General features: G+C 55.1%; 22 protein-coding genes and 1 tRNA gene. 10 read left to right on the top strand and 13 right to left on the bottom strand.

Annotation, left to right across the window (positions count from 1 at the left end):
* Positions 1 to 30 precede the first annotated feature (30 nt).
* From infB to rimP, 3 genes are read right to left on the bottom strand one after another with little or no spacing between them, the layout of a single operon-like run.
* Positions 31 to 2,679, bottom strand: coding sequence for a translation initiation factor IF-2 (gene infB / locus ACR2R1_RS06605; RefSeq protein WP_434113222.1), 2,649 nt, complete (start codon positions 2,677 to 2,679; stop codon positions 31 to 33).
* 29 nt (positions 2,680 to 2,708) lie between these two features.
* Positions 2,709 to 4,214 carry a transcription termination factor NusA gene (gene nusA / locus ACR2R1_RS06610; protein WP_077730432.1) on the bottom strand — a complete coding sequence of 502 codons (1,506 nt, stop codon included), beginning with the start codon at positions 4,212 to 4,214 and terminating at the stop codon, positions 2,709 to 2,711.
* 16 nt (positions 4,215 to 4,230) lie between these two features.
* Positions 4,231 to 4,683: a ribosome maturation factor RimP gene (gene rimP, locus ACR2R1_RS06615; protein WP_077730431.1), complete on the bottom strand. Its 453-nt coding sequence runs from the start codon at positions 4,681 to 4,683 to the stop codon at positions 4,231 to 4,233.
* A 282-nt stretch (positions 4,684 to 4,965) separates the two neighbouring features.
* Here rimP and ACR2R1_RS06620 point away from each other — a divergent pair, with 282 nt between their 5' ends.
* Genes ACR2R1_RS06620 through xseA form a run of 3 tightly spaced genes read left to right on the top strand, consistent with a single transcriptional unit; the run spans position 4,966 to position 7,169 of the window.
* Complete coding sequence (locus ACR2R1_RS06620; RefSeq protein WP_077730430.1) at positions 4,966 to 5,340, top strand: rhodanese-like domain-containing protein; 375 nt, start codon at positions 4,966 to 4,968, stop codon at positions 5,338 to 5,340.
* A gap of 53 nt (positions 5,341 to 5,393) precedes the next feature.
* A complete protein-coding gene (locus tag ACR2R1_RS06625; RefSeq protein WP_434113224.1) occupies positions 5,394 to 5,768 on the top strand; it encodes an RNA-binding S4 domain-containing protein in 375 nt (124 codons plus the stop codon).
* 36 nt (positions 5,769 to 5,804) lie between these two features.
* The gene (gene xseA, locus ACR2R1_RS06630; protein WP_434113226.1) at positions 5,805 to 7,169 is read left to right on the top strand and encodes an exodeoxyribonuclease VII large subunit; all 1,365 of its coding nucleotides are present in this window, start codon (positions 5,805 to 5,807) and stop codon (positions 7,167 to 7,169) included.
* 33 nt (positions 7,170 to 7,202) lie between these two features.
* Here the strand turns inward: xseA and ACR2R1_RS06635 are convergent, their stop codons facing one another.
* Both ACR2R1_RS06635 and ACR2R1_RS06640 read right to left on the bottom strand, forming a co-directional pair.
* On the bottom strand, positions 7,203 to 9,377 hold the full coding sequence (locus ACR2R1_RS06635) for a putative bifunctional diguanylate cyclase/phosphodiesterase (protein ID WP_434113228.1): 2,175 nt from the start codon (positions 9,375 to 9,377) through the stop codon (positions 7,203 to 7,205).
* Entirely contained in the window at positions 9,374 to 10,150 is a 777-nt protein-coding gene (locus ACR2R1_RS06640) for an MBL fold metallo-hydrolase (protein WP_077730427.1), read from the bottom strand. The genes ACR2R1_RS06635 and ACR2R1_RS06640 overlap by 4 nt, the downstream gene beginning before the upstream one ends.
* A gap of 324 nt (positions 10,151 to 10,474) precedes the next feature.
* On the opposite strand from ACR2R1_RS06640, the gene ACR2R1_RS06645 reads away from it, so the two are divergent.
* The 4 genes from ACR2R1_RS06645 to ACR2R1_RS06660 all read left to right on the top strand — a co-directional run bounded on the left by ACR2R1_RS06645 (position 10,475) and on the right by ACR2R1_RS06660 (position 13,331).
* On the top strand, positions 10,475 to 10,885 hold the full coding sequence (locus ACR2R1_RS06645; RefSeq protein WP_077730426.1) for a ketosteroid isomerase-related protein: 411 nt from the start codon (positions 10,475 to 10,477) through the stop codon (positions 10,883 to 10,885).
* A 4-nt stretch (positions 10,886 to 10,889) separates the two neighbouring features.
* Positions 10,890 to 11,495 (top strand): GNAT family N-acetyltransferase, encoded by a 606-nt coding sequence (locus tag ACR2R1_RS06650; RefSeq protein WP_156880055.1) that lies wholly within the window; start codon positions 10,890 to 10,892, stop codon positions 11,493 to 11,495.
* Between the two features lie 247 nt (positions 11,496 to 11,742).
* Entirely contained in the window at positions 11,743 to 12,615 is an 873-nt protein-coding gene (locus ACR2R1_RS06655; RefSeq protein WP_156880056.1) for a carbon-nitrogen hydrolase family protein, read from the top strand.
* 245 nt (positions 12,616 to 12,860) lie between these two features.
* Positions 12,861 to 13,331, top strand: coding sequence for a hypothetical protein (locus ACR2R1_RS06660; protein ID WP_077730423.1), 471 nt, complete (start codon positions 12,861 to 12,863; stop codon positions 13,329 to 13,331).
* 81 nt (positions 13,332 to 13,412) lie between these two features.
* On the opposite strand, the gene ACR2R1_RS06665 is transcribed toward ACR2R1_RS06660, so the two are convergent.
* A complete protein-coding gene (locus ACR2R1_RS06665; RefSeq protein ID WP_086134396.1) occupies positions 13,413 to 15,878 on the bottom strand; it encodes a glycogen/starch/alpha-glucan phosphorylase in 2,466 nt (821 codons plus the stop codon).
* A 185-nt stretch (positions 15,879 to 16,063) separates the two neighbouring features.
* On the opposite strand from ACR2R1_RS06665, the gene ACR2R1_RS06670 reads away from it, so the two are divergent.
* Positions 16,064 to 17,968 carry a cytochrome c peroxidase gene (locus tag ACR2R1_RS06670; RefSeq protein ID WP_434113231.1) on the top strand — a complete coding sequence of 635 codons (1,905 nt, stop codon included), beginning with the start codon at positions 16,064 to 16,066 and terminating at the stop codon, positions 17,966 to 17,968.
* 1 nt (position 17,969) lies between these two features.
* On the opposite strand, the gene ACR2R1_RS06675 is transcribed toward ACR2R1_RS06670, so the two are convergent.
* Positions 17,970 to 18,458, bottom strand: a complete 489-nt coding sequence (locus tag ACR2R1_RS06675) for a YqaA family protein (protein ID WP_348529962.1) — start codon at positions 18,456 to 18,458, stop codon at positions 17,970 to 17,972.
* Between the two features lie 83 nt (positions 18,459 to 18,541).
* Here ACR2R1_RS06675 and ACR2R1_RS06680 point away from each other — a divergent pair.
* Positions 18,542 to 18,618, top strand: a tRNA-Met gene (locus tag ACR2R1_RS06680).
* A 59-nt stretch (positions 18,619 to 18,677) separates the two neighbouring features.
* Here the strand turns inward: ACR2R1_RS06680 and ACR2R1_RS06685 are convergent.
* Genes ACR2R1_RS06685 through ACR2R1_RS06695 form a run of 3 tightly spaced genes read right to left on the bottom strand, consistent with a single transcriptional unit; the run spans position 18,678 to position 19,499 of the window.
* Entirely contained in the window at positions 18,678 to 18,896 is a 219-nt protein-coding gene (locus ACR2R1_RS06685; RefSeq protein ID WP_434113234.1) for a tyrosine-type recombinase/integrase, read from the bottom strand.
* 42 nt (positions 18,897 to 18,938) lie between these two features.
* A complete protein-coding gene (locus ACR2R1_RS06690; RefSeq protein ID WP_156881987.1) occupies positions 18,939 to 19,250 on the bottom strand; it encodes a hypothetical protein in 312 nt (103 codons plus the stop codon).
* 21 nt (positions 19,251 to 19,271) lie between these two features.
* A complete protein-coding gene (locus tag ACR2R1_RS06695) occupies positions 19,272 to 19,499 on the bottom strand; it encodes a hypothetical protein (protein WP_156881988.1) in 228 nt (75 codons plus the stop codon).
* A gap of 105 nt (positions 19,500 to 19,604) precedes the next feature.
* Between ACR2R1_RS06695 and ACR2R1_RS06700 the strand changes: the two genes are divergently transcribed.
* Positions 19,605 to 19,871, top strand: a complete 267-nt coding sequence (locus ACR2R1_RS06700; protein ID WP_156881989.1) for a DNA-binding protein — start codon at positions 19,605 to 19,607, stop codon at positions 19,869 to 19,871.
* Positions 19,872 to 20,076: 205 nt separating this feature from the next.
* On the opposite strand, the gene ACR2R1_RS06705 is transcribed toward ACR2R1_RS06700, so the two are convergent.
* The 3 genes from ACR2R1_RS06705 to ACR2R1_RS06715 all read right to left on the bottom strand — a co-directional run bounded on the left by ACR2R1_RS06705 (position 20,077) and on the right by ACR2R1_RS06715 (position 21,298).
* Positions 20,077 to 20,574 carry a hypothetical protein gene (locus ACR2R1_RS06705; RefSeq protein ID WP_434113237.1) on the bottom strand — a complete coding sequence of 166 codons (498 nt, stop codon included), beginning with the start codon at positions 20,572 to 20,574 and terminating at the stop codon, positions 20,077 to 20,079.
* Between the two features lie 170 nt (positions 20,575 to 20,744).
* The gene (locus tag ACR2R1_RS06710; protein WP_077732360.1) at positions 20,745 to 21,035 is read right to left on the bottom strand and encodes a type II toxin-antitoxin system RelE/ParE family toxin; all 291 of its coding nucleotides are present in this window, start codon (positions 21,033 to 21,035) and stop codon (positions 20,745 to 20,747) included.
* Positions 21,032 to 21,298: a CopG family ribbon-helix-helix protein gene (locus tag ACR2R1_RS06715; RefSeq protein ID WP_077732361.1), complete on the bottom strand. Its 267-nt coding sequence runs from the start codon at positions 21,296 to 21,298 to the stop codon at positions 21,032 to 21,034. The genes ACR2R1_RS06710 and ACR2R1_RS06715 overlap by 4 nt, the downstream gene beginning before the upstream one ends.
* Between the last annotated feature and the right edge of the window lie 171 nt (positions 21,299 to 21,469).

The raw sequence follows: 21,469 nt of genomic DNA on the forward strand, positions 1-21,469 counted from the left end.
TGAACTTAGACCGTCTCGATACTGAATCGTCTAGCGTTGCACTTGCACTTTTTCGAACACTTCGATCTGGTCGCCGACCTTGACGTCGTTGTAGTTCTTTATGCCCATACCGCACTCCATGCCCGCTTTGACCTCGCCGACGTCCTCTTTGAAGCGGCGCAGAGAATCCAACTGCCCTTCGAAGACCACCACGTTGTCTCGTAACACGCGGATCGGCAGATTCCGTTTTACGTGGCCGTCCAGCACCATGCAGCCGGCGATAGCACCGAATTTCGGATGACGGAACACGTCCCTAACCTCGGCAACGCCGACGATCTGCTCCTTGAACTCGGGTTCCAGCATCCCGCTGATGGACTTCTTGATTTCGTCGATCACATCGTAAATCACACTGTAATAGTGTAAATCGATGCCCCGCTCCTCAATGATCTTGCGCGCACCCGCATCGGCACGGACGTTGAATCCGATGATGATCGCGTTGGACGCCAAAGCAAGATTGGCGTCGGATTCGTTGATGCCGCCGACACCACCGGCAATGACTTTCACTTTGACCTTATCAGTCGAAAGGTCCGTCACCGACGCTCTCAGCGCTTCAAGACTGCCTTGCACGTCGGCCTTGATGATCAGGTTCAGATCCACGCTTTCGCCGCTTTCCATGCGCGAGAAGACATCCTCGAGCTTGGTCGCCTGCTGCGCCGCCAATTTACTGACACGCAGTTTTTCTTCACGATGCAAGGCGATCTCACGCGCCTTACGCTCGTCGGCAACGACGATGAATTCATCGCCGGCGTTCGGCGCGCCCGACAGCCCCAGCACCTCGACGGGCATCGACGGTCCGGCCTCTTTCACCGGCTTGCCATTTTCGTTGAACATGGCCCTGACACGCCCGAATTCCATGCCGCACAGGATAAAATCGCCCTTCTTCAACTGTCCACGCTGCACGAGAATGTCTGCCACTGGCCCTCGCCCTTTCTCGAGCTTCGATTCCAATACCACGCCGCTTGCGGGTATCTCGAAAGGCGTTCTGAGCTCAAGAACCTCAGCCTGCACGAGAATGGCGTCGAGCAATGCGTCGATACCCTGACCGGTCTTGGCGGAAACACTCACGAATTGGGTGTCCCCACCCCATTCTTCCGGGACCACATTGAGCCCGGTTAGTTCTTGTTTTACTCGATCCGGATCGGCTTCCGGTTTATCGATCTTGTTGACTGCCACGACCAGGGGAACATTGGCGGCGCGGGAGTGCTCCACGGCTTCGCGAGTTTGCGGCATCACGCCGTCGTCGGCAGCGACCACCAGCACCACGATATCCGTGACCTTGGCACCGCGTGCACGCATCGCCGTAAACGCGGCATGGCCAGGCGTATCCAAGAAAGTCACCGCGCCGTGATCCGTCTTGACCTGATAAGCGCCGATGTGCTGGGTAATGCCACCCGCCTCGCTGGCCGCGACGCGGCTCTTGCGAATATAGTCGAGCAATGAAGTCTTGCCGTGGTCGACGTGTCCCATGATGGTTACCACCGGAGCTCTCGGCAACTGCTCAATCTCCTCAGCCACCGACATGGTAGCCATAATCTCGGCCTCCAGAGCGTTTTCGACCTGCGGTATGGCCTTATGGCCCAACTCTTCGACCACCAAAGTGGCGGTATCTTGATCGAGTACTTGGTTGATGGTGGCCATCACTCCCATTCCCATCAACGTTTTGATGACTTCGGTCGCCTTAATGGACATCCGCTGGGCCAAATCCGATGCCGTAATGGATGCGGGAATGGCGACCTCACGCACCACCGGGGCGGTTGGCTTCTCAAATCCGTGCCGGGCTTCCGGAAATGCAACAGGGCCTTTGGTGACTTTAAGCTTTTTCTTTTTATCTTTTCTTGCGTCATCGAGACCAAAGGGCTCACGAGCACCTTCGCTTCGGCCTTTAGGACGTTCAACGCCCGGCTTCTTTTTAGCACGTTTGGCTTCTGACTCTAAATGACGTGGGAGCTCCACCTCTTCCCGCTCGGCCGACACTGGCGGAACGACCGGTTTTTTAGGCGCAGGTATTTCTGCCGCGGGTGCGGGCGGCTCACGCTCTTCCACACTCACCGCTTTTTCGGTACGCTGCTGTTCTTCGACCAGACGTCGAGCCTCCTCCCGCTGCATCTCTTCTTCCGCTCGTCTAGCCTCTTCGAGCAAACGCTGTTGCTCGGCGGCTCTCTCCGCTTCTTCGCGCTTCCTTCTCTCTTCTTCTTCCAAGGCCTTACGCCGGACTTCTTCCTGCTGAGCGCGCAAAGCTTCCTGGGCTTCAAGTTCTCTCTGCTGGTCCTCGAGTGCCTGCCGCGCCTTTTCTACCTCAGTGCGACGTTCGCTCAGCTCGGGAAGCTCGCTTCGCTTGACATAGGTCCGCTTCTTGCGGACTTCTACGCTGATGGTCTTCACGCCCTTGCCGGGAATCTTGCCCTGCTTAAGCTCGCTAACGGTGCGCCGCTGCAGCGTTACCCGCTTCGGCTCTGCCATTTCCCCCTCGCTTCTGCCGTGGCTCTGCCGCAAATAACTCAGAAATCGAAGCTTTTCAGTATCGCTGAGAACATCGTCCGCGTCGCTTTTTTCCAAACCCGCATCGCCCAACTGCGTAAGCAGTCGATCTACCGGAATGCCGACCACATCGGCAAGTTGCCGTACCGTCACATCGCTCATTCTTTCAGCCCCTGCCCTGTCAAATCCTCTTAACCTTCAGCAAACCACGGTGAGCGGGCCGTCATGATCAAACGCGCAGCCCTAGCTTCGTCCATACCCTCAACCTCCAGCAATTCGTCGACCGATTGTTCGGCCAAGTCCTCTATTGTCCTCACACCTCGCGCGGCAAGACGAAAGGCCGTTTCACGGTCCATTCCCTCCATCTCCAGCAACTCCTTGGAAGGCTCCGAAGATTCAAATTCTTCCTCGTTGGCGATCGCCTTGATCAGCAACGCGTCGCGCGCTCGATTTCGTAGCTCCTCGACGATGTCTTCGTCGAACTCCTCGATCTCCAATAGCTCCTTGGCTGGAACGTAAGCCAACTCTTCAACCGTCGAAAATCCCTCTCTAACCAGAATCTCGGCGACGCTCTCGTCCACGTCCAGCTGTTCCATGAACGACTGCATGAGCTTGGCCGTCTCCAGCTCATTCTTGGCTTCCGCCTGGGAAGCGCCCATTACGTTGAGCGTCCATCCGGTCAGCTCCGATGCAAGTCGCACGTTTTGTCCACCGCGCCCAATGGCTTGAGACAGGTTTTCATCCGCCACGGCAATATCCATCGAATGCTTGTCCTCGTCGACCACGATCGAGACGATCTCAGCCGGCGACATCGCGTTAATCACGAATTGAGCGTCGTTCTCGTTCCATAAAATAATATCGATACGCTCACCGGCTAACTCATTGGATACCGCCTGGACCCGGGAACCGCGCATACCCACGCATGCGCCCACCGGATCTAGCCGTAGATCGTTGCTCTTTACGGCCACTTTCGCACGAACTCCGGGATCTCGAGCAGCCCCCTTGATTTCAATGACCCCTTCGCTGACCTCCGGAACCTCCAGCCTAAATAATGCAATCAAAAGTTCGGGTGCCGTGCGACTGACGAACAACTGAGGCCCCCGAGACTCCGGGCGTACAGCTTTCAAATAGCCCCGCAAACGATCGCCGGACCGCACAGCCTCGCGGGGTATCATCTCGTCCCTGGGAACAAAGGCTTCGACGTTACCGCCCAGATCGAGGTAGACATTGCCCCGCTCGACGCGCTTGACGACGCCGGTCACAAGCTCGCCGACCCGGTTCTTGTAGGCATCGACGACTTTCCGGCGTTCCGCATCCCGCACCTTCTGTACAATAACCTGCTTGGCGGTCTGCGCCGCAATGCGTCCGAATTCAATGGATTCGATGGGCTGTTCGATATAGTCGCCAACCTGAATATTGGGCCGAATCTTTCGTGCCTCGTCCAAGGAAATCTCGATATCCGGGTTTTCGACGCCAGCCTCATAGTCCGCATTGGAGTCAACGACCAGCCAACGACGGAATGTCTCATAGCCCCCGGTTTTCCGGTCAATCGCGACGCGCACGTCGATTTTGTTGTCGTGGCGCTTGATTGTTGCGGTGCGAAGCGCATCCTCTATGGCGCCGAAAATGACCTCTTTATCGATGTCTTTCTCATTGGATACGACATCCACCACCAACAAGATTTCTTTATTCGCCATCGCGTCGTCCTTAGATTTAACTACCAAACTCAGGCGCCAGGCGCGCCTTTTCAATTGATTCAAATGGAATTCGCAAAGTTTCGCCACCCTCTTGAATTAGAACGTAATCGCCTTCCACGCCTGCCAGGTAAGCCTTAAATTTGCGCCGCCCATCGATGGGCCGGGCGAGCTGCAAACGGGCCAGACTACCCTTGAAGCGCACGAAGTGCTCCAACTTGGAAAGCGGCCGGTCAAGACCTGGCGACGAAATTTCAAGCTGATAACGACCGGGAATCGGGTCCTCCACATCGAGTACGCCACTCAGTTGATAGCTAACCCTCGTGCAATCGTCGAGAGTGATGCCAGACTCGCTGTCGATGTAGACTCGGAGCACGCGCCGGTGGGCGTCGAACTCTATGTCTATCAGTTCATATCCCAAGCCGCTAACGACCGGCTCAATCAAACCCGCCAAACGCTCCTGCGGCTTCATTGCGACCTCGTAAATTTCACTCACAAAAAATGGGCGCAATGGCCCATTCTTGTTTTGTTATTCCCTTTAAAAACTAAAAAAGCCCCTATGGGGCATACCTTATCAAAGCGGGGCGACTCTAATCACACACTCTTAAAGTAACCCGCTGTTTATAGACGCATGTTACCACACAAACAACTAAATGTGGAACTCCCGTTATCATACGCGGGCACCGATTGCCTATACCCAATTAATAACCGCGGGCGTACCATAAAGAGACACGATAAAGAGAGGAGAATTCCGATGCCTTTAACTCCGATGGACTTGGTCGCCGAAGCGAAGCGACACATTAGAGAAGTCAATCCCGAAGAAGCTAAAGCCCTAATCGGCAAAGCACTGGTTCTGGATGTCCGGGAACCGGCGGAATTCACGCTAGGCGCCTTGCCTGGCGCGGTAAACATTCCGCGCGGCGTACTGGAGTTCAAGATCGACAGCCACCCGACGTTTCAAAATCGGCGTGACGCCGACATCCTCGTCTACTGCCAGACCGGCGGCCGTTCGGCTCTGGCGACCGAGGCACTCAAAAAGCTGGGCTACGTAAACGCCGTCAGCCTCGCGGGCGGCTTTAAACTTTGGCAGGAATCCGGCCAAGCGGTGGAAACGCCTCCCGCTTCTTGAAGCTTATGGCGTCTAGTCGTAATGGAGACGATCGCTCGGCCTCTGAAGGGCGAATGCGCCTCGACAAGTGGCTGTGGGCAGCCCGGTTTTTCAAAACCCGCCAGCTGGCCATAGATGCCATCAACGGGGGCAAAGTGCATCTAAACGGACAACGGGCGAAGCCCGGAAAGGAAATCGGCGTCGGCGCAAAGCTTAGAATCAGCAAGGATCAATACATTTGGGATGTTACGGTTCAAGCTTTATCGTCCCAGCGTCGTCCAGCCGCCGAAGCTGTGCTGCTTTACGAAGAGACTCCGGAAAGCATCACGCGCCGGCAGGCTGAAGTCGACAGGCGACGCGATGAACGGTCGCTTTCCCTCCAACCGGAAACCAGGCCGAACAAGAAGGAGCGGCGCCAGATCCACCGATTCAAGCGCGGCCCGGAATAGTGGCGCGTAGATTTTCTGAATCGCCTTTCAACCACGATGACCATGTCGTCTAAACCCGCTCCTCGGCCGGAGGTCGTATACACCGTCTCGCGACTGAACCGGGAAACCCGTTTTCTGCTCAACGACTGCTTCGGCAGCATCTGGATCGAGGGTGAAATCTCCAATCTCTCGACCCCCTCTTCCGGGCATATTTATTTCAGTCTGAAAGATACCGAGGCTCAGATACGCTGCGCCATGTTCCGTGCACAGAGCCGATCCCTCGACTTCAAGCCGGAGAACGGCGATCACGTGCTGATCAAGGCTCAAGTCAGCCTCTACGAACCGCGCGGCGATTTCCAACTGATCGTCGAATACATGGAAGAAACCGGCGACGGCCTACTGTTGCGCGCGTTTGAGGCTTTAAAGCAGCGTTTGGCGGCCGAAGGACTATTTGATGCCCAGCACAAAAAGCCGATCCCGAGTCTGCCGCAATGCGTAGGCGTCATTACTTCGCCGACGGGGGCAGCCGTCCATGATGTTCTTACCGTGCTCCGGCGCCGCTACCCCTCGGTCCCCGTAATCATTTTCCCGGTTAAGGTACAGGGCGCCGAAGCTAAATTCGAAGTCGTGAAGGCCCTCGCCGCGGCGGATCGGCTACAGATGTGCGATGTCCTGATATTGGCCCGCGGCGGCGGATCTCTGGAAGACTTATGGGCGTTCAACGAAGAAATCGTGGCCCGCGCGATTTTCGAATGCAAGACGCCGGTGGCTACGGGGATCGGGCATGAGATAGACACCACGATTGCCGATTTCGTCGCGGATCTGCGCGCGCCGACACCGTCGGCAGCCGCGGAGGCGGTAACGCCCGATTGCGCCGCCTTGCTGGCCCGATTCGAACGGATCGAGCAGCAGCTTTGCCTCCGCATGAAAGCGGGGCTCGAACGCGATCGAAATACACTGCGCGTTCTCGGCAAACGCTTGCAGCAAGAACATCCCAGCAAACGCCTCCAAACCCAAAGCCAGCGATTGGATCTTTTGGACCTCCAACTCAAGCGAGTAACGAGAAATTCGCTGTCCAATCTGGACGTGCGACTGCGGACACAATTCGCTGCTTTGTCCAGACACCGGCCCCAACAGCGCCTACAGATGCTCGAAGAAAGACGATGTCAGATTTACCAACGCCTTTGTCTCGCGATTCAGCGGGCTCTCGAAAAGCAGGATCAGCATGTCTCCGGCCTCGCGGAGCACCTCCACGCGGTGAGCCCTTTGGCGACGCTGACACGCGGTTATGCTGTCGCCTACAAACAGGACACGGGAGAAATTCTGCGCTCTTATCGCGATATCCAGCCGGGTGAAAGCATGGAGACCCGGCTTGCGGACGGCATCCTGATCAGCCGAATCGAGGAGGCGCGAAAATCCTGAAAAATGGCGGCGATCAGGAGGAACCTATCACCTTTATACGCCAGGCTTCGGTACAAAATCAGGCAGCGGCATTCCGATATGGAAGCCTTGGACGTAATCGATTCCCATGTCTTGAAGAACCGCCAAGGTGTTTTCGGATTCGACAAACTCTGCAATGGTTTTAATGCCGAGATCGCGGCAAAGACGACTGAGATTGCCCACCAACGCCCGGTCGATGCGGGAATTCAAGATGTTGCGCACGAACTCGCCGTCGATCTTGACATATTCGAAGTGCAATTCCCGCAGGTAATGGAAAGAGTTGTAACCGCTCCCGAAATCATCCAGGGCGAAGGAAAAGCCGATACGCCGCAACTTGGCCAAAAACTTACGCATATGAGCCATGTCGCCGATCGCTTCCCTCTCCATGACTTCGAAGACGACACGACTCGGCGGAAAACCGAGGCGATCGCATAGCCCCTCCGCAAACCCGAGAATTCCACGTTCTCGCATTTCTTGAGCCGATAAATTGATGAACAAGCGAGGCAAGGGGTCGTCCGCTTCGACTAACGCGCTCGCGGCGGAAAACGCATCCGTCAGAATGGACCTATCCAATTCCCGAGCCAATCCGTATTTTTCAACTGTCTTTATAAATACCCCGGCCGACACGACTTCTCGTCCGGGTTTGATGAGGCGCGCAACCGCTTCGTAAGCGAACAATGTCCCCTTTCGGCAATCAACGATCGGTTGATAATAAGGAATGATGCGGTGTTCGCTCAGGGCTTGCCGAAGCTCTTCTGCATAGATCCGGCTGTGACGGCTCAGCTTTACCGATTCGTCCGCCGATTCAAGCGTCGATACTTCGTCCTTGCCCATTCCCTTGGCGTGATAGAGGGCCATGTCCACGCCGGCAATCAAGTCGACGGCATCCTTCCCGTTCTTCGGATAACTGACCAGACCAATCGAAGTGGTGATATAGAACTGGCGTCCGTCCGGTGCCTCGAGTCGCATTCCGCGCAGCCGCTCCCGCAGCGACTCGGCCACACTCAGCGCACCCGATGGCGGCGTCTCGGGCAGAATCACAGCAAACTCGTCCCCGCCAATGCGGAAAGCAATGTCGCCCTTGCGTAAATAACCGTGCAGGCATTCACCGATTTGAACCAGCGTTTTGTCGCCAGCGGGATGGCCGTACGAATCATTAATGTCCTTGAAATTATCCAGATCGAGCAACAAGATCGAAAACTCATGCCCGTGCCGCGCAGAGCGCTCGATTTCGTAATCCAACATTTCGGTAAACCGTCGCCGGTTGCAAAGTCCGGTGAGCGGATCGTGCTCGGAATAGTATTCCAGCTCATCCAATGTGTGCCCCAGCGACTTGCTTGAACCAACCACCATAACCATTACCGACAGCAAAGAACGGATCATGCTGAGTTCCTGCGCATCCGGCGGCGTTGCTGAGGAGTAAACCACCCCGAGCAATCCCGCGAGCTGAGGCGCATATTCAGGCATCATCACGGCAAGGGTTCTGATATCGTCTAGATCAATGATATTTGCGTCACCGCCAACCTGATATTCTTCGATCTCGACCGCCGCATCCGGAGGCAGCTTGAGCTTTTCGATCGCTTCCCCGATTAGTCGCTCCTTGACCGAACATTTGATTTGATCGGAATACGAGCCGAAGTAATAGAAAAACAGCGATAAGCCGTGATCTTCGAGAAAGGCGATGAAAAAGAAATCAAAAGGAAAGATATTGCGGAAACCGACAAGAATTTCCTGAACGAACTCATCCCAATGCGTCACACGCTCATGGGAAAAAATGATTTGCTCCAACACTTGGCTCTGGCGCTCGAACAATTCTTTCTCCACCAGCGTCGAAGCCAAAAGATCCATGGTCTGACTGAACTCCCTCAAAACTTCCTGTATGTACTTTCCGTTTCGATGCCATTGCCGCTGTCTTTCGTCCGCCAGCAGATTCAAGCTGCGATCCAATTTACTGCAGTGCTGCAATATGATTTTAGATCTCGGGGTATCGCTTTCCAGATCGGCAATGACGCTAGCGTGGACGCGTTCTATCATGGCTCGAATCGTGGCGCCGAACATCTGCGTCCGGGTTTGACTTTCGAGCAGCGAGGATAACTGCTCCATCACCTGTTTGCGCAGCTTATTGAGCTGCGATGGCATTCCACGCTGAGGGTCGAGAGAATCGGGGATGGTTTTGGCCATCAAATTCATAATTGCGTGTCCTTAGGAAAGCGTCCTCCTTTTTCCATGAGATCGATCCCGCACTGCAAATTCGAAAACCAGCCGATAAAATCCCTTACAGCGTTGCCCCGGTAAATCGGCCCATGCTGGGGAGCCAACATTTCGATTTCCAGGCCTGAAATCGTATCTACCCAGCACCTGGCAGCTCGGTTCGAACACATGTAGCGGCGGTGAAATCCTTCGATATAAGGGAGATGACTCGCGAAATCATCAACGAACTCGTATGCCAAATGCTCTGGAAGCATCGCCGCTCCTATATCGCCGGTGAATAGGATTTTGGCGATCGGATCATAAACATTGAGCTGGCCTTCGGAATGTAAGAAATGTGCCGGCAATAATTTCAACTCAAAGCCCGGCGAAAAAGCACATGACATACCTTCATCCGGTACTGGAACGAAGCGGCTCAAATCCCTGATGCCGTAGTGCGGAAGAAAGCGGAGCCAGATGCGAGGAGCATATACCGGGGCCGCGGTGAGCTCTAACCAAGTAGAAAGTCCACCCACGATGTCGGGATCCTGGTGCGACAAAATGATGGCGCGTAAATCCCGAGGCTCAAGATATTGAAGCAATTCGGTGAGCGCCCCAGGCATAACCCCAAAACCACCTGGATCGAGCAAGACTCCATATCCATCATGGAGAACCAGATACTGATTGGAACGGATACCTTCTTCTTCGCCCGGTTCGCTCTCGTTTAGCAAAATGAACCGATGCTCCGGCGTTTTGAACAACGTAACGTTTCGCACGGCTAACCTCTTGTTATTGTTATTATTCCGTTGTGGATGTCCGTTTAGTATCACGTGACTCGCTTCCCTGGAGCACTATTTTAGAGCACATTTCCGAATCGTACGCTAATCCACGACGATACCTGGCTGAAGGGCAGAAAAACCGTATCATTTAAATGAAAATTTTTCTGTAAGCCTTTTCTTACAAACGCAATAAGCGACTACAAACAATCGATTCGCCTCATCGATATTCCAGTCAAGATCGATTAAACTAGCGAGTTTACATTTTTTCCTATATATCCCGGATGCGATCCGGAACGACATCAACCTTTAGCGGAATTTGCCATGAACAAAGAGAGCCAAGCACTGATCGAAAAGTACTACACTGCTTTCAACGCCGGAGACATGGATACGTTTCTAAGCCTGCTTACCGATGATGTTATCCATGACATCAACCAAGGACAGCGGGAAATCGGCAAAGAGGCATTTCGCGAGTTCATGAACCGGATGAATCGGAACTACAAGGAACAGTTGGTCGACATGGTCATCATGACCAGCGACGACGGCAAACGGGCCGCTGCGGAATTCGTGGTTCTCGGCGAATATCTGGTGACCGACGAAGGCTTGCCGCCCGCCAAAGGCCAGAAATATCGTCTTCCGGCCGGCGCGTTCTTCGACATCCGCGACGGCAAGGTGGCGCGCATCACCAATTACTACAACTTGCAGGACTGGATCGCCCAAGTCGAAAAGGGCTAAGGCTATGACCGACTCGATCAGCATCAAGCGCTTTACCGGCCAAGACCCGGAATTGCAGCCGTTTTTGCCTGATCTGGCGCGACTGCGAATCGAAGTATTCCGGGATTTTCCATATCTCTACGACGGAAGCTACGAGTACGAGGAGAAATACCTCCAGACCTATACGCGGTCGCCGGAAAGTGTGATCGTGCTGGTGCTGGACGGCGATAAAGTGGTGGGCGCGACGACCGGAATTCCGATGGAACACGAAACCGAAGAGTTTCGGAAGCCCTTCGTGGAACACGGTTACGACCCGAAGAAAATTTTTTATTGCGGGGAATCGGTATTGCTGAAGGACTACCGCGGTAAAGGCATTTATCCCAAGTTCTTCGAGGAACGGGAAGGCCACGCCCGGTCTCTTGGCCGATTCGACTGGAGCTGCTTCTGCTGCGTGCAGCGCCCCGAAAATCATCCGCGTCGCCCCGCGGATTACGTCCCGCTCGACCGGATCTGGAGCAAATTCGGCTATACCAATCATCCGGAATTGGCGACGACGTACACGTGGAAAGACCTGGATGAGGAAATCGAATCGCCCAAACCCATGGTCTTCTGGCTCAAGCCATTAACCTAGAAACAGCAGTTGACCGCTTCGATGAACCGGGAAAGTCCGATGACTTCTAATCGTCCTAGCTTTTTTCTGCCTGACCGTTTGGGTGACGCCGCTACGCACCCGACTGCACGGCGGGCGGGCCACCTGGCGGCGTTGCTCCTCTTTGCGGGAGACTACCCCGCCGCATCGTCGCGCCTTGCCATCCGTCCCGCCCGCCGCACACTCGGGCACGTCCAACCGCCGTTTCTAGGTTAAAGGAAAACACCTGATGTCATCTCGACCGTTTCGTTTGGCTGCCGCGCAATACAACATCGGCTTTCTCAAAAGCTGGGACGATTATTCCGCCAAAATCGCCCGCTGGGTCGCCGACGCCGCGGATAACGGCGCCAAGATGCTGCTGTTCCCGGAGTACTTCAGCATGGAGCTCGCGTCCCTTTTCCCGGAAGAAGTTTACAAATCGCTGTCCAAACAACTGAGCGAAATGCAGACTCTGCTGCCGGATTTCGTGATGCTGTTTTCCGACATGGCCGAACAACACGGCGTCTATGTCGTGGCCGGTTCCTTTCCCGTCCGAATGGAGGACGGCAGCTATCGGAATCGGTCGTTTCTGTTCCGGCCGGACGGAACGACCGATCATCAGGACAAGCTTCAGATGACCCGGTTCGAAAACGAACACTGGCTGATTACCGGCGGAGAGGAAATCAAGACGCTGGATACCGAATTCGGACGGATCGGCATCAATATTTGCTACGACAGCGAGTTCCCGATGATCGCTCGCAAGCAGGTTGAGGCCGGTGCCGATTTGATTCTGGTGCCGAGCTGTACCGACACACTGGCGGGCTATCACCGCGTCCGCATCGGCTGCCAGGCACGCGCTCTGGAGAACCAATGCTATGTCGTGCAATCGCCCACGGTGGGTCAGGCGCCGTGGTCGGAAGCGGTGGACGTCAATATCGGCGCCGCCGCGGTCTACACGCCGGTGGATTACGGCTATCCGGACAACGGAATACTCGCCATTGGCGAGCTCAATCAAGCGCAGTGGGTTTACGCCGAAATCGATCTCGCTTCGATAGCCCACATCCGGCAAACCGGACAGGTGTTCAATTACCGCGATTGGCCAGGCCAGTTTCGCTACGTCTGATAAAGATCGGGAGCAAGCACCGCTCATCCGGCGCTTGCTCCGTCGAAAGGTCTTGCGAGTCTCCGTAATCCCAAGACTTCCGACTCACCCCCGCCCTTGTGGCAAACTGGTCGAACTAATCGTCGGAATTCTGGTCTTTGATGAACACATCCCGGTAACTGCGCTATGGCGATATAATCGTCCCACTGGCATTCCGACCGGAATCTCTCACATTCCTTCTTCTTCGTTCGAGATGGAGAACGACTATGGCAAAGAAGCAACCCTCAAAGCACGCCGAGGATACTGCGGAGACCAAGAAAAAGCCGGCTTCCGAAAGCGTTAAGAAAGCCGCTGCAGAGCCCACTACCGGTTCCGTGGGCGAGCGCCCGGAATATATTTCAGAAAAGGTTACCGAACCGGCAGAAGGCGCCCGAGAAGGCTTCGGGGAAGCCATCAAGGAAGGCGCAGAACACGCACGTTCGGCTTTTGCCGAACTCATTCCGGAGGTCGGCGGCATGATTCACAAAGGCGTGTATTCGGGTTTCTATTACTTGAGCTATGGCGTGGTTTTCGGCTCATTGATGGTCGCCAACCTGCTTCCCGCGCACAGTGCAATGGAAGAAGGCGTACGCGATGGCGCCGAAGCGGCCAGGAAGGCATTCGAAGGACGGCACGAAGGCGTCCACGACGCTTCGCACACCGAAGCGTCCGACGAGGAAGGTCTGACTACAGCCTGATCGCCCCTATCCTAGAACCGGCCGGTTCGCCGAATGGCCGACGGCGATCTGCCGGCGGCGGGCACCTTCGCTGTTCTAGACTTACCGGCGGGTGGGTATGTCCCAGATTCGCTCCGCATATTCCTCGATGGCGCGATCGCTCGAAAACCAACCGGAAAAAGCGACGTTCAAAATCGCTTTTCGCGTCCACATCTCGGGATCGCGATACAAGCGATCGACTTCCTCCTGGCAAGCGATATACGACTCATAGTCCGCTAACAACGCGAACCTATCTCCCTCTCGAAGCAAAGAGTCGACTAAGGGCTTGAACCGATCGGGCTCGTCCGCCGAGAAATACCCCGTCGAAATCATCTCGAGCGCGAGCTTCAGCTCCTTGTTGGCGTGGTAATAGTTCCAAGGGTTATAGCCGCTTCGGCGCAGTTCGCCGAGCTGCTCGGCGGTATGCCCGAAAATGAAAATATTGTCCTCGCCCACCCGCTCCCGAATCTCGATATTCGCTCCGTCCAAAGTGCCGATGGTGATCGCGCCGTTAACCGCCATCTTCATATTGCCGGTGCCCGACGCTTCCATTCCGGCCGTCGAAATCTGCTCGGACAGCTCTACCGCCGGCATGATTTCCATTGCGCGAGACACGTTGTAGTCGGGGACGAAAACCACTGTCAAAAGGCCATCCATCGCCGGGTCCTGGGCGATCACTTTCGCCACATCGTTGATCAACTTTATGACCAGCTTGGCCGCGTGGTAACCCGGCGCAGCCTTGCCGCCGAAAATGACCGTGCGCGGCACGGCGTCGCCCGCGGACCCGAAACGCAATCGGTTATACCGAGTGATGACATGCAGAACATTGAGCAGTTGGCGCTTGTATTCGTGCATGCGTTTGATTTGTACGTCGAACAGGCTTGTCGGATCGATCCGAATATTCAGGCGTTCATCGATGAGCGCCGCCAAATGCGCCTTATTGGCCGATTTGACCGCTCGAAACCGCGCGCGAAATTCGGCATCGTCCGCCAAAGGCGCAAGTTCTCGTAGCCGCTCCAGATCGGTCACCCAGTGGGGGCCGATGGATTCCGTGATCAGCGCGGCGAGACCTCGATTGGCCTGATTCAGCCAACGCCGCGGCGTGATACCGTTGGTGATGTTCACGAACCGGTCAGGAAAAATTGTCTCGAAATCCCGGAATATCGTGGTTTTCATCAACTGGGTGTGCAACGCGGCCACGCCATTGACTTTGTGGCTGCCGATGATGGCAAGATGGGCCATCCGGAGTCGTCTTCCCCGATCTTCATCTATGATCGAAACCCGACGGAGCAGTCCGGTATCGCCCGGAAACCGCTCACTGACCTCCTTAAGAAAGCGATGATTGATCTCGTAAATGATTTGCAGATGGCGCGGAAGCAGCTCCTCGAACAAACGCACCGACCAGACTTCCAAGGCTTCGGGCAGCAGCGTGTGGTTGGTATAGGAAAAGGTCCGAACGGTAATGTCCCAAGCGTCGTCCCAGGGAACGCGATGCTCATCCACCAAGATACGCATCAATTCGGGAATCGCGACCGATGGGTGGGTGTCGTTGAGTTGAATGGCCACTTCCCGGGGCAATTCGGAAAAATCGCGGTGATCGGTTGAAAAGCTTTTCAGAATGTCCTGCAGCGATGCGCTGACAAAAAAATATTCCTGCTTGAGCCGCAGCTCCCGCCCCATTTGCGTGGTATCGTCCGGATACAGCACCTTGGACAGGTTTTCAGACTGGGTTTTTTCTTCGACCGCCTTGATGTAATTGCCTTCGTTGAAATATTTCAACTCGAAGTCACGGGAAGCCTTCGCCGCCCAAAGGCGCAGGTTATTGACGGTTTCGCCGCCATAGCCCGGAACGGGTATGTCGTAGGCCATGGCCATCACGTCTTCCGTATCGGTCCATCGATATCGCACCAGCCCGTCGACATCCCGATATTCCACGACATGCCCGCGAAACTGCACGCGGTAAAGAACGTCGGGACGGGGGAACTCCCAGGGATTGCCGTAACGCAGCCAGTTTTCCGGATGCTCGATTTGATAGCCGTCCTCTATGCGCTGCGAAAACATCCCGTAGTCGTAACGTATCCCGTAGCCGAATCCCGGAAGCTGGAGCGTGGCGAGGGAATCGAGGTAACATGCCGCAAGACGCCCCAATCCGCCGTTGCCCAAGGCGGCTTCTTCCTCGGTCTCGGCTAGTTCCTCCAGGCTTAGCCCGACATCTTCCAAGACCTGCTTGAATTCGTCATAACATCCGATATTGAGCAAGCTGTTCCCTAGGGCCCGGCCGATCAGAAACTCCATCGACAGGTAATAAACCCGCTTCGCATCCTGCAAATAGTACCGGCGCATGGACTCCATCCAGCGCAGAGTGAGAAGATCCCGTACGACATACGCTAACGCGAAAAACCAATCCCGTTCCTGCGTCTCCACCGGGTCCTTGCCGATGGAGTAAATCAGGCGGTTGACCAGAGCGCGCTTTAGCGAAGGAATGTCTTTGGGATTTAAGAGTTCGTATAGATCTTGAGATACCGTCATCGCCCGTAGGCTCCTTGAGCTCGAATGTTATCCTATCCAATCGGTTTGGACCGGTGCACGACCGGCCCGACGAATTTTTTGACCGCGAGCGGTCTAAGACGTGCTCGCAAAGTGCGTCCACATAAAAATAAGAACGGTTTAGCCCCTCTTTAGTTTACGATCATTCAGCACTCCGGTTACGTCTCATGAATATCCGCTATGTGGCGCCTATCATCTATTGCCTGTTCACTTCGCTCGACCCGGCATACGCCGCCCAGCCGGAAAAACCCTTGGCACCGGGCTACAAGCCGCTGGCCTTCGAATTACCCGCGCCCGGCACCTATGTCTTGCCCGCGCTGGGTGAAGCGTCCAATGGACAGGTCTTGGACAGTACCGGGAACGAGCTGGATTTGCATGGCTTGTACGGCGACAAACTGGTCCTTCTAAGCTTCATCTATTCCACTTGTAGCGATGTCAACGGCTGTCCTCTCGCGACCGCCGTCTTTCACAAGATTCAGCGCCGTCTCGAACAAGAGCCGGAAATCTTCAAGCACTTGCGTCTGATCACCTTGAGTTTCAACCCCCAGCATGACACCCCGGAAGTCATGGCTCACTACGGAAAAGCTTTCGCCAAAGATGCGGACTGGCGCTTTCTGACAACCCGCTCGGAGCAAGAGATTCAGCCGATTCTGACCGCCTACGGTCAATCCATCCAAAAAGATTACGACGCCGATGGGAAATTCCTCGGCACATTCTCCCATGTTCTCCGAGTCTTCCTAATCGATCGGGAAAAGCAAATACGCAATATCTACACAGTCTCTTTTCTGCATCCCGACACGCTAGTGAACGATGTAAAAACACTCCTGGCCGAAAAATCGACGGTCGCGACGCAGCAACCACCCGCCGGCCGTGTCGCTTTTCTCGGCGGCGGCGACAATAAGACGGGTTATGAGGCAGCCGATTTCGCCACCCGGTCCATCGCTCTCGCGGAGCGCTCCGGCCAGCGAACCAACCTGGTCGAATACGCCAAGCGCCCTCCCCTGGGCCTGCCCCCGGTTCCAACGCCGAGGGACAATCCGATGACCCCGGCCAAGGTCGAACTGGGCCGAAAACTGTTCTTCGATCGTCGTCTATCCTTGAACAACACCTTCTCGTGCGCCATGTGCCACATTCCGGAGCAAGGCTTCAGCAGCAACGAGCAGGCGACTGCCGTCGGCATCGAAGGGCGCACGGTACGCCGCAACTCGCCGACGATTTATAACGTGGCTTATCTTAAACGTCTGTTCCATGACGGACGCGAGAGCCGCTTGGAACAGCAAGTCTGGGGGCCTCTGTTGGCCAACAACGAAATGGGGGCTCCTTCGGTCGGTTACGTGGTCGATAAAATTCAGGGCCTCCCCGATTACGCCGGCCTTTTCGAAAAGGCCTTCAAGCGCGGCCCTTCGATGGAAACCATAGGCATGGCTTTAGCTAGCTATGAAAGAACCTTGAACTCGGCCGATTCGCCTTTCGACCGCTGGTATTTCGGAAAGAAAAAAGACGTGCTGCCTGCCGAAGCGCGTCTCGGGTTCGAACTGTTCACCGGCAAGGCCGGTTGCTCCCAGTGCCACACGATCGCCAAGGATCACGCCTTGTTCGCCGATCAGCAGATGCACAATACCGGCATCGGCTTCCGTGCCGCCATGGCCAACGATAAGCCAAAGCAGAAAATCCAAGCGGCACCGGGAGTTACCCTCGAAATCGACGCCGACATCCTCGCCGCCGTCAGCGAGCCCAAACCAAACGATCTCGGCTTTTACGAAATCACCCAAGACCCTAAAGACCGTTGGAAATACCGAACGCCTGCCTTACGCAACATCGCGTTGACCGCGCCGTACATGCACGACGGCTCTCTTTCCACGCTAGAGGAAGTTCTCGAGTTCTACAATCGAGGCGGCGTTCCCAACGAAAATCTCGATCCGCTGATTAAGCCCTTGAACCTCGATCCGACGGAAATCAAGGCTCTTGTCGCATTTCTGCAATCACTAACGGGCAGTAACGTACCGGCCATCGTTTCCGATGCCTTCGCCGCGCCGGTCGGCGATCCTCTGGACAAGCAAGCGCAACGATGACTCAAACAAATGCATAAACGACAGCGGCATAACGCAAAGCCTTGCCTATCGCCATAGCCAGGACCGACCGCCAAAACGGCAGACGCAACCAGCCGGCCGCGAAACAGAATCCGTCCCCGACGACGGGCAGCCACGAAAACAATAAGATCGGAAGACCCCATCTTCGCACCGAGGCTACCGCCTTTTCCTGGCGCGACTTTGCAAGGCGCTCGGCCGGATACTTGATCGCAGTGAAAAATCCCAACACCCAAGTTGTGACAGCCCCTAACGTATTACCGGACGTGGCCGTCAACAGCAACACTTCCGGCGAAAGCTCGGTCTGGCTGACAAGATAGGCAAGCACCGCCTCCGAACCGCCCGGCGCCAAAGTAGCGGATACAAACGCGCTGCCGAAAAGACTCCAAAGAGCAAATGTGCCTGTCAAAACTTCCATTGCCGATTGTTTAAGAAATATTCTGTATAAACGCCAACTTGCTTTTTTCGCGGCCAAAAAATTCAAAATACCGTGACATGGCCAATCGCGAATATTGACAGAAGCGACGTGAAAAAAGTACTATTTCAACTCTAATTTATGGCTACGTAGCTCAGTTGGTTAGAGCACCGCATTCATAATGCGGGTGTCGGCGGTTCAAGTCCGCCCGTAGCTACCACAAATTCAAAAAGGCTTAGGCGTTTCGCCTAAGCCTTTTTATTTTCGGTGTCATCCCCGTCAAAGGATCAAATTCGAACGCTTCCCGCAGAAGATCCGGCGCAAGATGCGCATGGTCATGGTTAGATTGGCGTGGCCGAGGATTCGCTTAAGCGCCAGGATGTTACCACCATTCATCATGAGTTGGCTGGCGACGGTATGGCGGAGAACGTGAGACATCTGCCCTTCGGGAAGTTCAATTTCCGATCTCTCGACGAAAGACCGATGACACTTGACCATACCGCTGTCTCGGTCGGAGATAACGTCCGAACTCGTACACCCTCAGGCTGCGCTTTCGATAGACCTCGCCCAATGCATTGAACGACCCCGGATGATCGACCAACGGATGGAGAGGTGGTTCAAGCGCTCGATGGAGCCGTTGACCCGCGCGACGATTGCGGTGTCGGCGATGAAGAGTTTTTGCAGGGCCTGGAGGTGGCCCATGGCGTCCTGGTAGGCGGCGAGTTTGAGATCGCCGCCCCTTTGCCGTTGGCGTTCGTAGAACCCGAGGGCGTAGTCGCAGAGTTCCCGGATGGCGCTAACTTTGACGGTGACGGTTTGGCCGACGGCTTTTTTGCTGGCGGGTTTCGTCATGGCGTTCTCTCCCCGAATCGATTACAAGAAGCTGTCGGCCTGGAAGGCTTGCGCCCACATCAAAGCGACGTTGACCAAGCTGTGTTTGCCGATGACCTCGGATGGGATATGGCCCCGGTCCACCCAGGCGTCGACGATGCCGATGGGGACGCCGGAGAGCTCGGCATAGCGTTGCCTCGTGATGTAGGCGATCGGGATTTGCAGGGGCGGCACCGAGGGGGTGACTTGACCCAGACGTTCGTCTTCCATACGCTTCCTCTTCAACTGTCGCTTTGTGGCTGCAATGCGTAGTATTGATTTCTGAGATGTTGTCATTATGGCAACTGCCTTAATGGCATCATTTAACTTTCTTATATGGATCTGCAAGAACGATTAAAAGCGCTTATAGATCATGCCGAGTTCACCCCAACGGAACTTGAACGGAAAACGGGCATAGATCGCATGCGATGGAGCAACATCAAGCGGCAACACGTACGCGCTGGCGCACCAGAGATAGAAGCCGTAGGAAACCTTTGGCCGCAGTATGCTTATTGGCTCGTGATCGGCCTCATGCAGCCGGAAGCCGGACACATCAGTCCGGAGATCGAGGAGACCAGAAGAAATCTAAAAGGGGCTGGATAATCGCCGGAAGAGCGCTGATAAGAGGGATCAGGTTAGCCAGCCAAGACTAAATTTTTTCTCCGGCCTTATGTAAGCGAATACTGGCAAAACTTTCCGCTTTTTCTTACTTTAAATTCCGCGATTTTTGACTATCAGTAGAGTTAGCCATCACTTGACGAGAGAGCTATGAACGATAAAGCGGTAGAAGAATTGGCGGCGCGCGTCACTAACGCCGTACAGAAGTCCAGTTTGGCATCCCCGAACAGGTCCAGGTTGGTCCCACTGGCCTTATGGCTTTTAAGGGTTTCCAAAATGGCTTGGGTAGAATGCCGCTCATGCACGAATAGGGGCACGGCACTGAAATCTGTTGCCGTTCGGCCTTTCCTGCCCAGTTCAGAAAGGGCTTGGTGAGGCTCTTGAGCCGGGCCGCACATTGCGATAGCGACGAGAATTTCTCCTGTGTTCCCTCCCACAACTGCGGCTGCGCAAAGACATCGCTTTCCCCCTTTTCTGCCGCTTCGGCCACGAGGTTGAGCAGCCACTCGGCAAAAGGGCGCTCGGCGTTCTCATCCCAGCAGAGCTCCGGAGCGAGGCTGGAATCGTAGCGGTAGGTTTTCGGTGCTTTCTTATTCGGGAATTGTGCTTCGACCCCGACATCAGGTCGTTGGATGCTTTGTTGAGAATGTTGGTAGGCGGCAGAGCTAAGTTTTTCCCCATTACTCATTTACAGTTCCTGTAATTATTCTTCTTGGATTGGTAGGCCCCCTACTGAGGAGACTTACTGAAGATCCTGGTTACGCTTATTTCTTTATAGCTAATTCCAATTCCGTTGGAAGCCCTCCTATATTCTTCTGGCAAGTTTTTACATAGCGCCATGCCTCGGCTTCATTGGGTTTATTCTGGAAACTCCTCCGGCCATTTCCGGGCGCCGTGATAAACAGCCAGAATTTCGATGCAGTCCTGACGCACACGGTAAGGCAGAATGTAAGGGGAATCTCCCATGACAAGTTCCCGCGTCCCAGTGACTCGGCCCCGTCGGCCGAGTCCGGGATTATCTTGCAGAAGCGCAACGCGTTGCCGGATTTCATTCTGAAGCTTACGCGCTGCGTAGGGGTTATCTTGGGCGATATAAAGGTAAATGTCCCGCAAGTCTTGGCGGGCGGGGCCGGTCCAGACGATTTTCACGAACGGTCTTCGAACGCTCTGATTTTTTCTTCAATCAAGGCGTCCATTTCGGACATCACCTCCTCATGCGGGATCACATCGCCGCGATCGGCGGCGGCAATGCCGGCCTCAATCTTTTGGATCTGCCAAGCATGCAGCTCCAGATATTCCTGGATCGCCTGGTTCACCAGGTAATTGCGCGAGCGGTCGAGCTGTGCTGCGAGTTGGTCAAGGCGTTTAACGGTCTCGCCGTCAGTGCGCACAGTAAAGGCTTCGGTCGTCATAATTCACCCTCCCCTATCGGAATGGTTCAACGTGGTTCATAGGTAATCATTCCACGGGGACCACTCTAATTCAAGGGTAGACTCGTCCGCGTGTGAAGAGGGGCATTGGGCGACATTTTGGCGTGAAATACTGGTGGCAAGTGTCGGTTTCAGTTTATGTGCTGGCCAGGT

The organism is Methylocaldum sp. GT1TLB (genome assembly GCF_051027445.1).
Lineage (GTDB): Bacteria > Pseudomonadota > Gammaproteobacteria > Methylococcales > Methylococcaceae > Methylocaldum.

Bases quoted from the DNA above. Each gene is read 5' to 3' on its own strand.
- infB (WP_434113222.1), bottom strand. From the start codon at position 2,679: ATGAGCGATGTGACGGTACGGCAACTTGCCGATGTGGTCGGCATTCCG.
- nusA (WP_077730432.1), bottom strand. From the start codon at position 4,214: ATGGCGAATAAAGAAATCTTGTTGGTGGTGGATGTCGTATCCAATGAG.
- rimP (WP_077730431.1), bottom strand. From the start codon at position 4,683: ATGAAGCCGCAGGAGCGTTTGGCGGGTTTGATTGAGCCGGTCGTTAGC.
- ACR2R1_RS06620 (WP_077730430.1), top strand. From the start codon at position 4,966: ATGCCTTTAACTCCGATGGACTTGGTCGCCGAAGCGAAGCGACACATT.
- ACR2R1_RS06625 (WP_434113224.1), top strand. From the start codon at position 5,394: ATGCGCCTCGACAAGTGGCTGTGGGCAGCCCGGTTTTTCAAAACCCGC.
- xseA (WP_434113226.1), top strand. From the start codon at position 5,805: ATGACCATGTCGTCTAAACCCGCTCCTCGGCCGGAGGTCGTATACACC.
- ACR2R1_RS06635 (WP_434113228.1), bottom strand. From the start codon at position 9,377: ATGAATTTGATGGCCAAAACCATCCCCGATTCTCTCGACCCTCAGCGT.
- ACR2R1_RS06645 (WP_077730426.1), top strand. From the start codon at position 10,475: ATGAACAAAGAGAGCCAAGCACTGATCGAAAAGTACTACACTGCTTTC.
- ACR2R1_RS06650 (WP_156880055.1), top strand. From the start codon at position 10,890: ATGACCGACTCGATCAGCATCAAGCGCTTTACCGGCCAAGACCCGGAA.
- ACR2R1_RS06655 (WP_156880056.1), top strand. From the start codon at position 11,743: ATGTCATCTCGACCGTTTCGTTTGGCTGCCGCGCAATACAACATCGGC.
- ACR2R1_RS06660 (WP_077730423.1), top strand. From the start codon at position 12,861: ATGGCAAAGAAGCAACCCTCAAAGCACGCCGAGGATACTGCGGAGACC.
- ACR2R1_RS06665 (WP_086134396.1), bottom strand. From the start codon at position 15,878: ATGACGGTATCTCAAGATCTATACGAACTCTTAAATCCCAAAGACATT.
- ACR2R1_RS06670 (WP_434113231.1), top strand. From the start codon at position 16,064: ATGAATATCCGCTATGTGGCGCCTATCATCTATTGCCTGTTCACTTCG.
- ACR2R1_RS06685 (WP_434113234.1), bottom strand. From the start codon at position 18,896: ATGGTCAAGTGTCATCGGTCTTTCGTCGAGAGATCGGAAATTGAACTT.
- ACR2R1_RS06690 (WP_156881987.1), bottom strand. From the start codon at position 19,250: ATGACGAAACCCGCCAGCAAAAAAGCCGTCGGCCAAACCGTCACCGTC.
- ACR2R1_RS06695 (WP_156881988.1), bottom strand. From the start codon at position 19,499: ATGGAAGACGAACGTCTGGGTCAAGTCACCCCCTCGGTGCCGCCCCTG.
- ACR2R1_RS06700 (WP_156881989.1), top strand. From the start codon at position 19,605: ATGGATCTGCAAGAACGATTAAAAGCGCTTATAGATCATGCCGAGTTC.
- ACR2R1_RS06705 (WP_434113237.1), bottom strand. From the start codon at position 20,574: ATGAGTAATGGGGAAAAACTTAGCTCTGCCGCCTACCAACATTCTCAA.
- ACR2R1_RS06715 (WP_077732361.1), bottom strand. From the start codon at position 21,298: ATGACGACCGAAGCCTTTACTGTGCGCACTGACGGCGAGACCGTTAAA.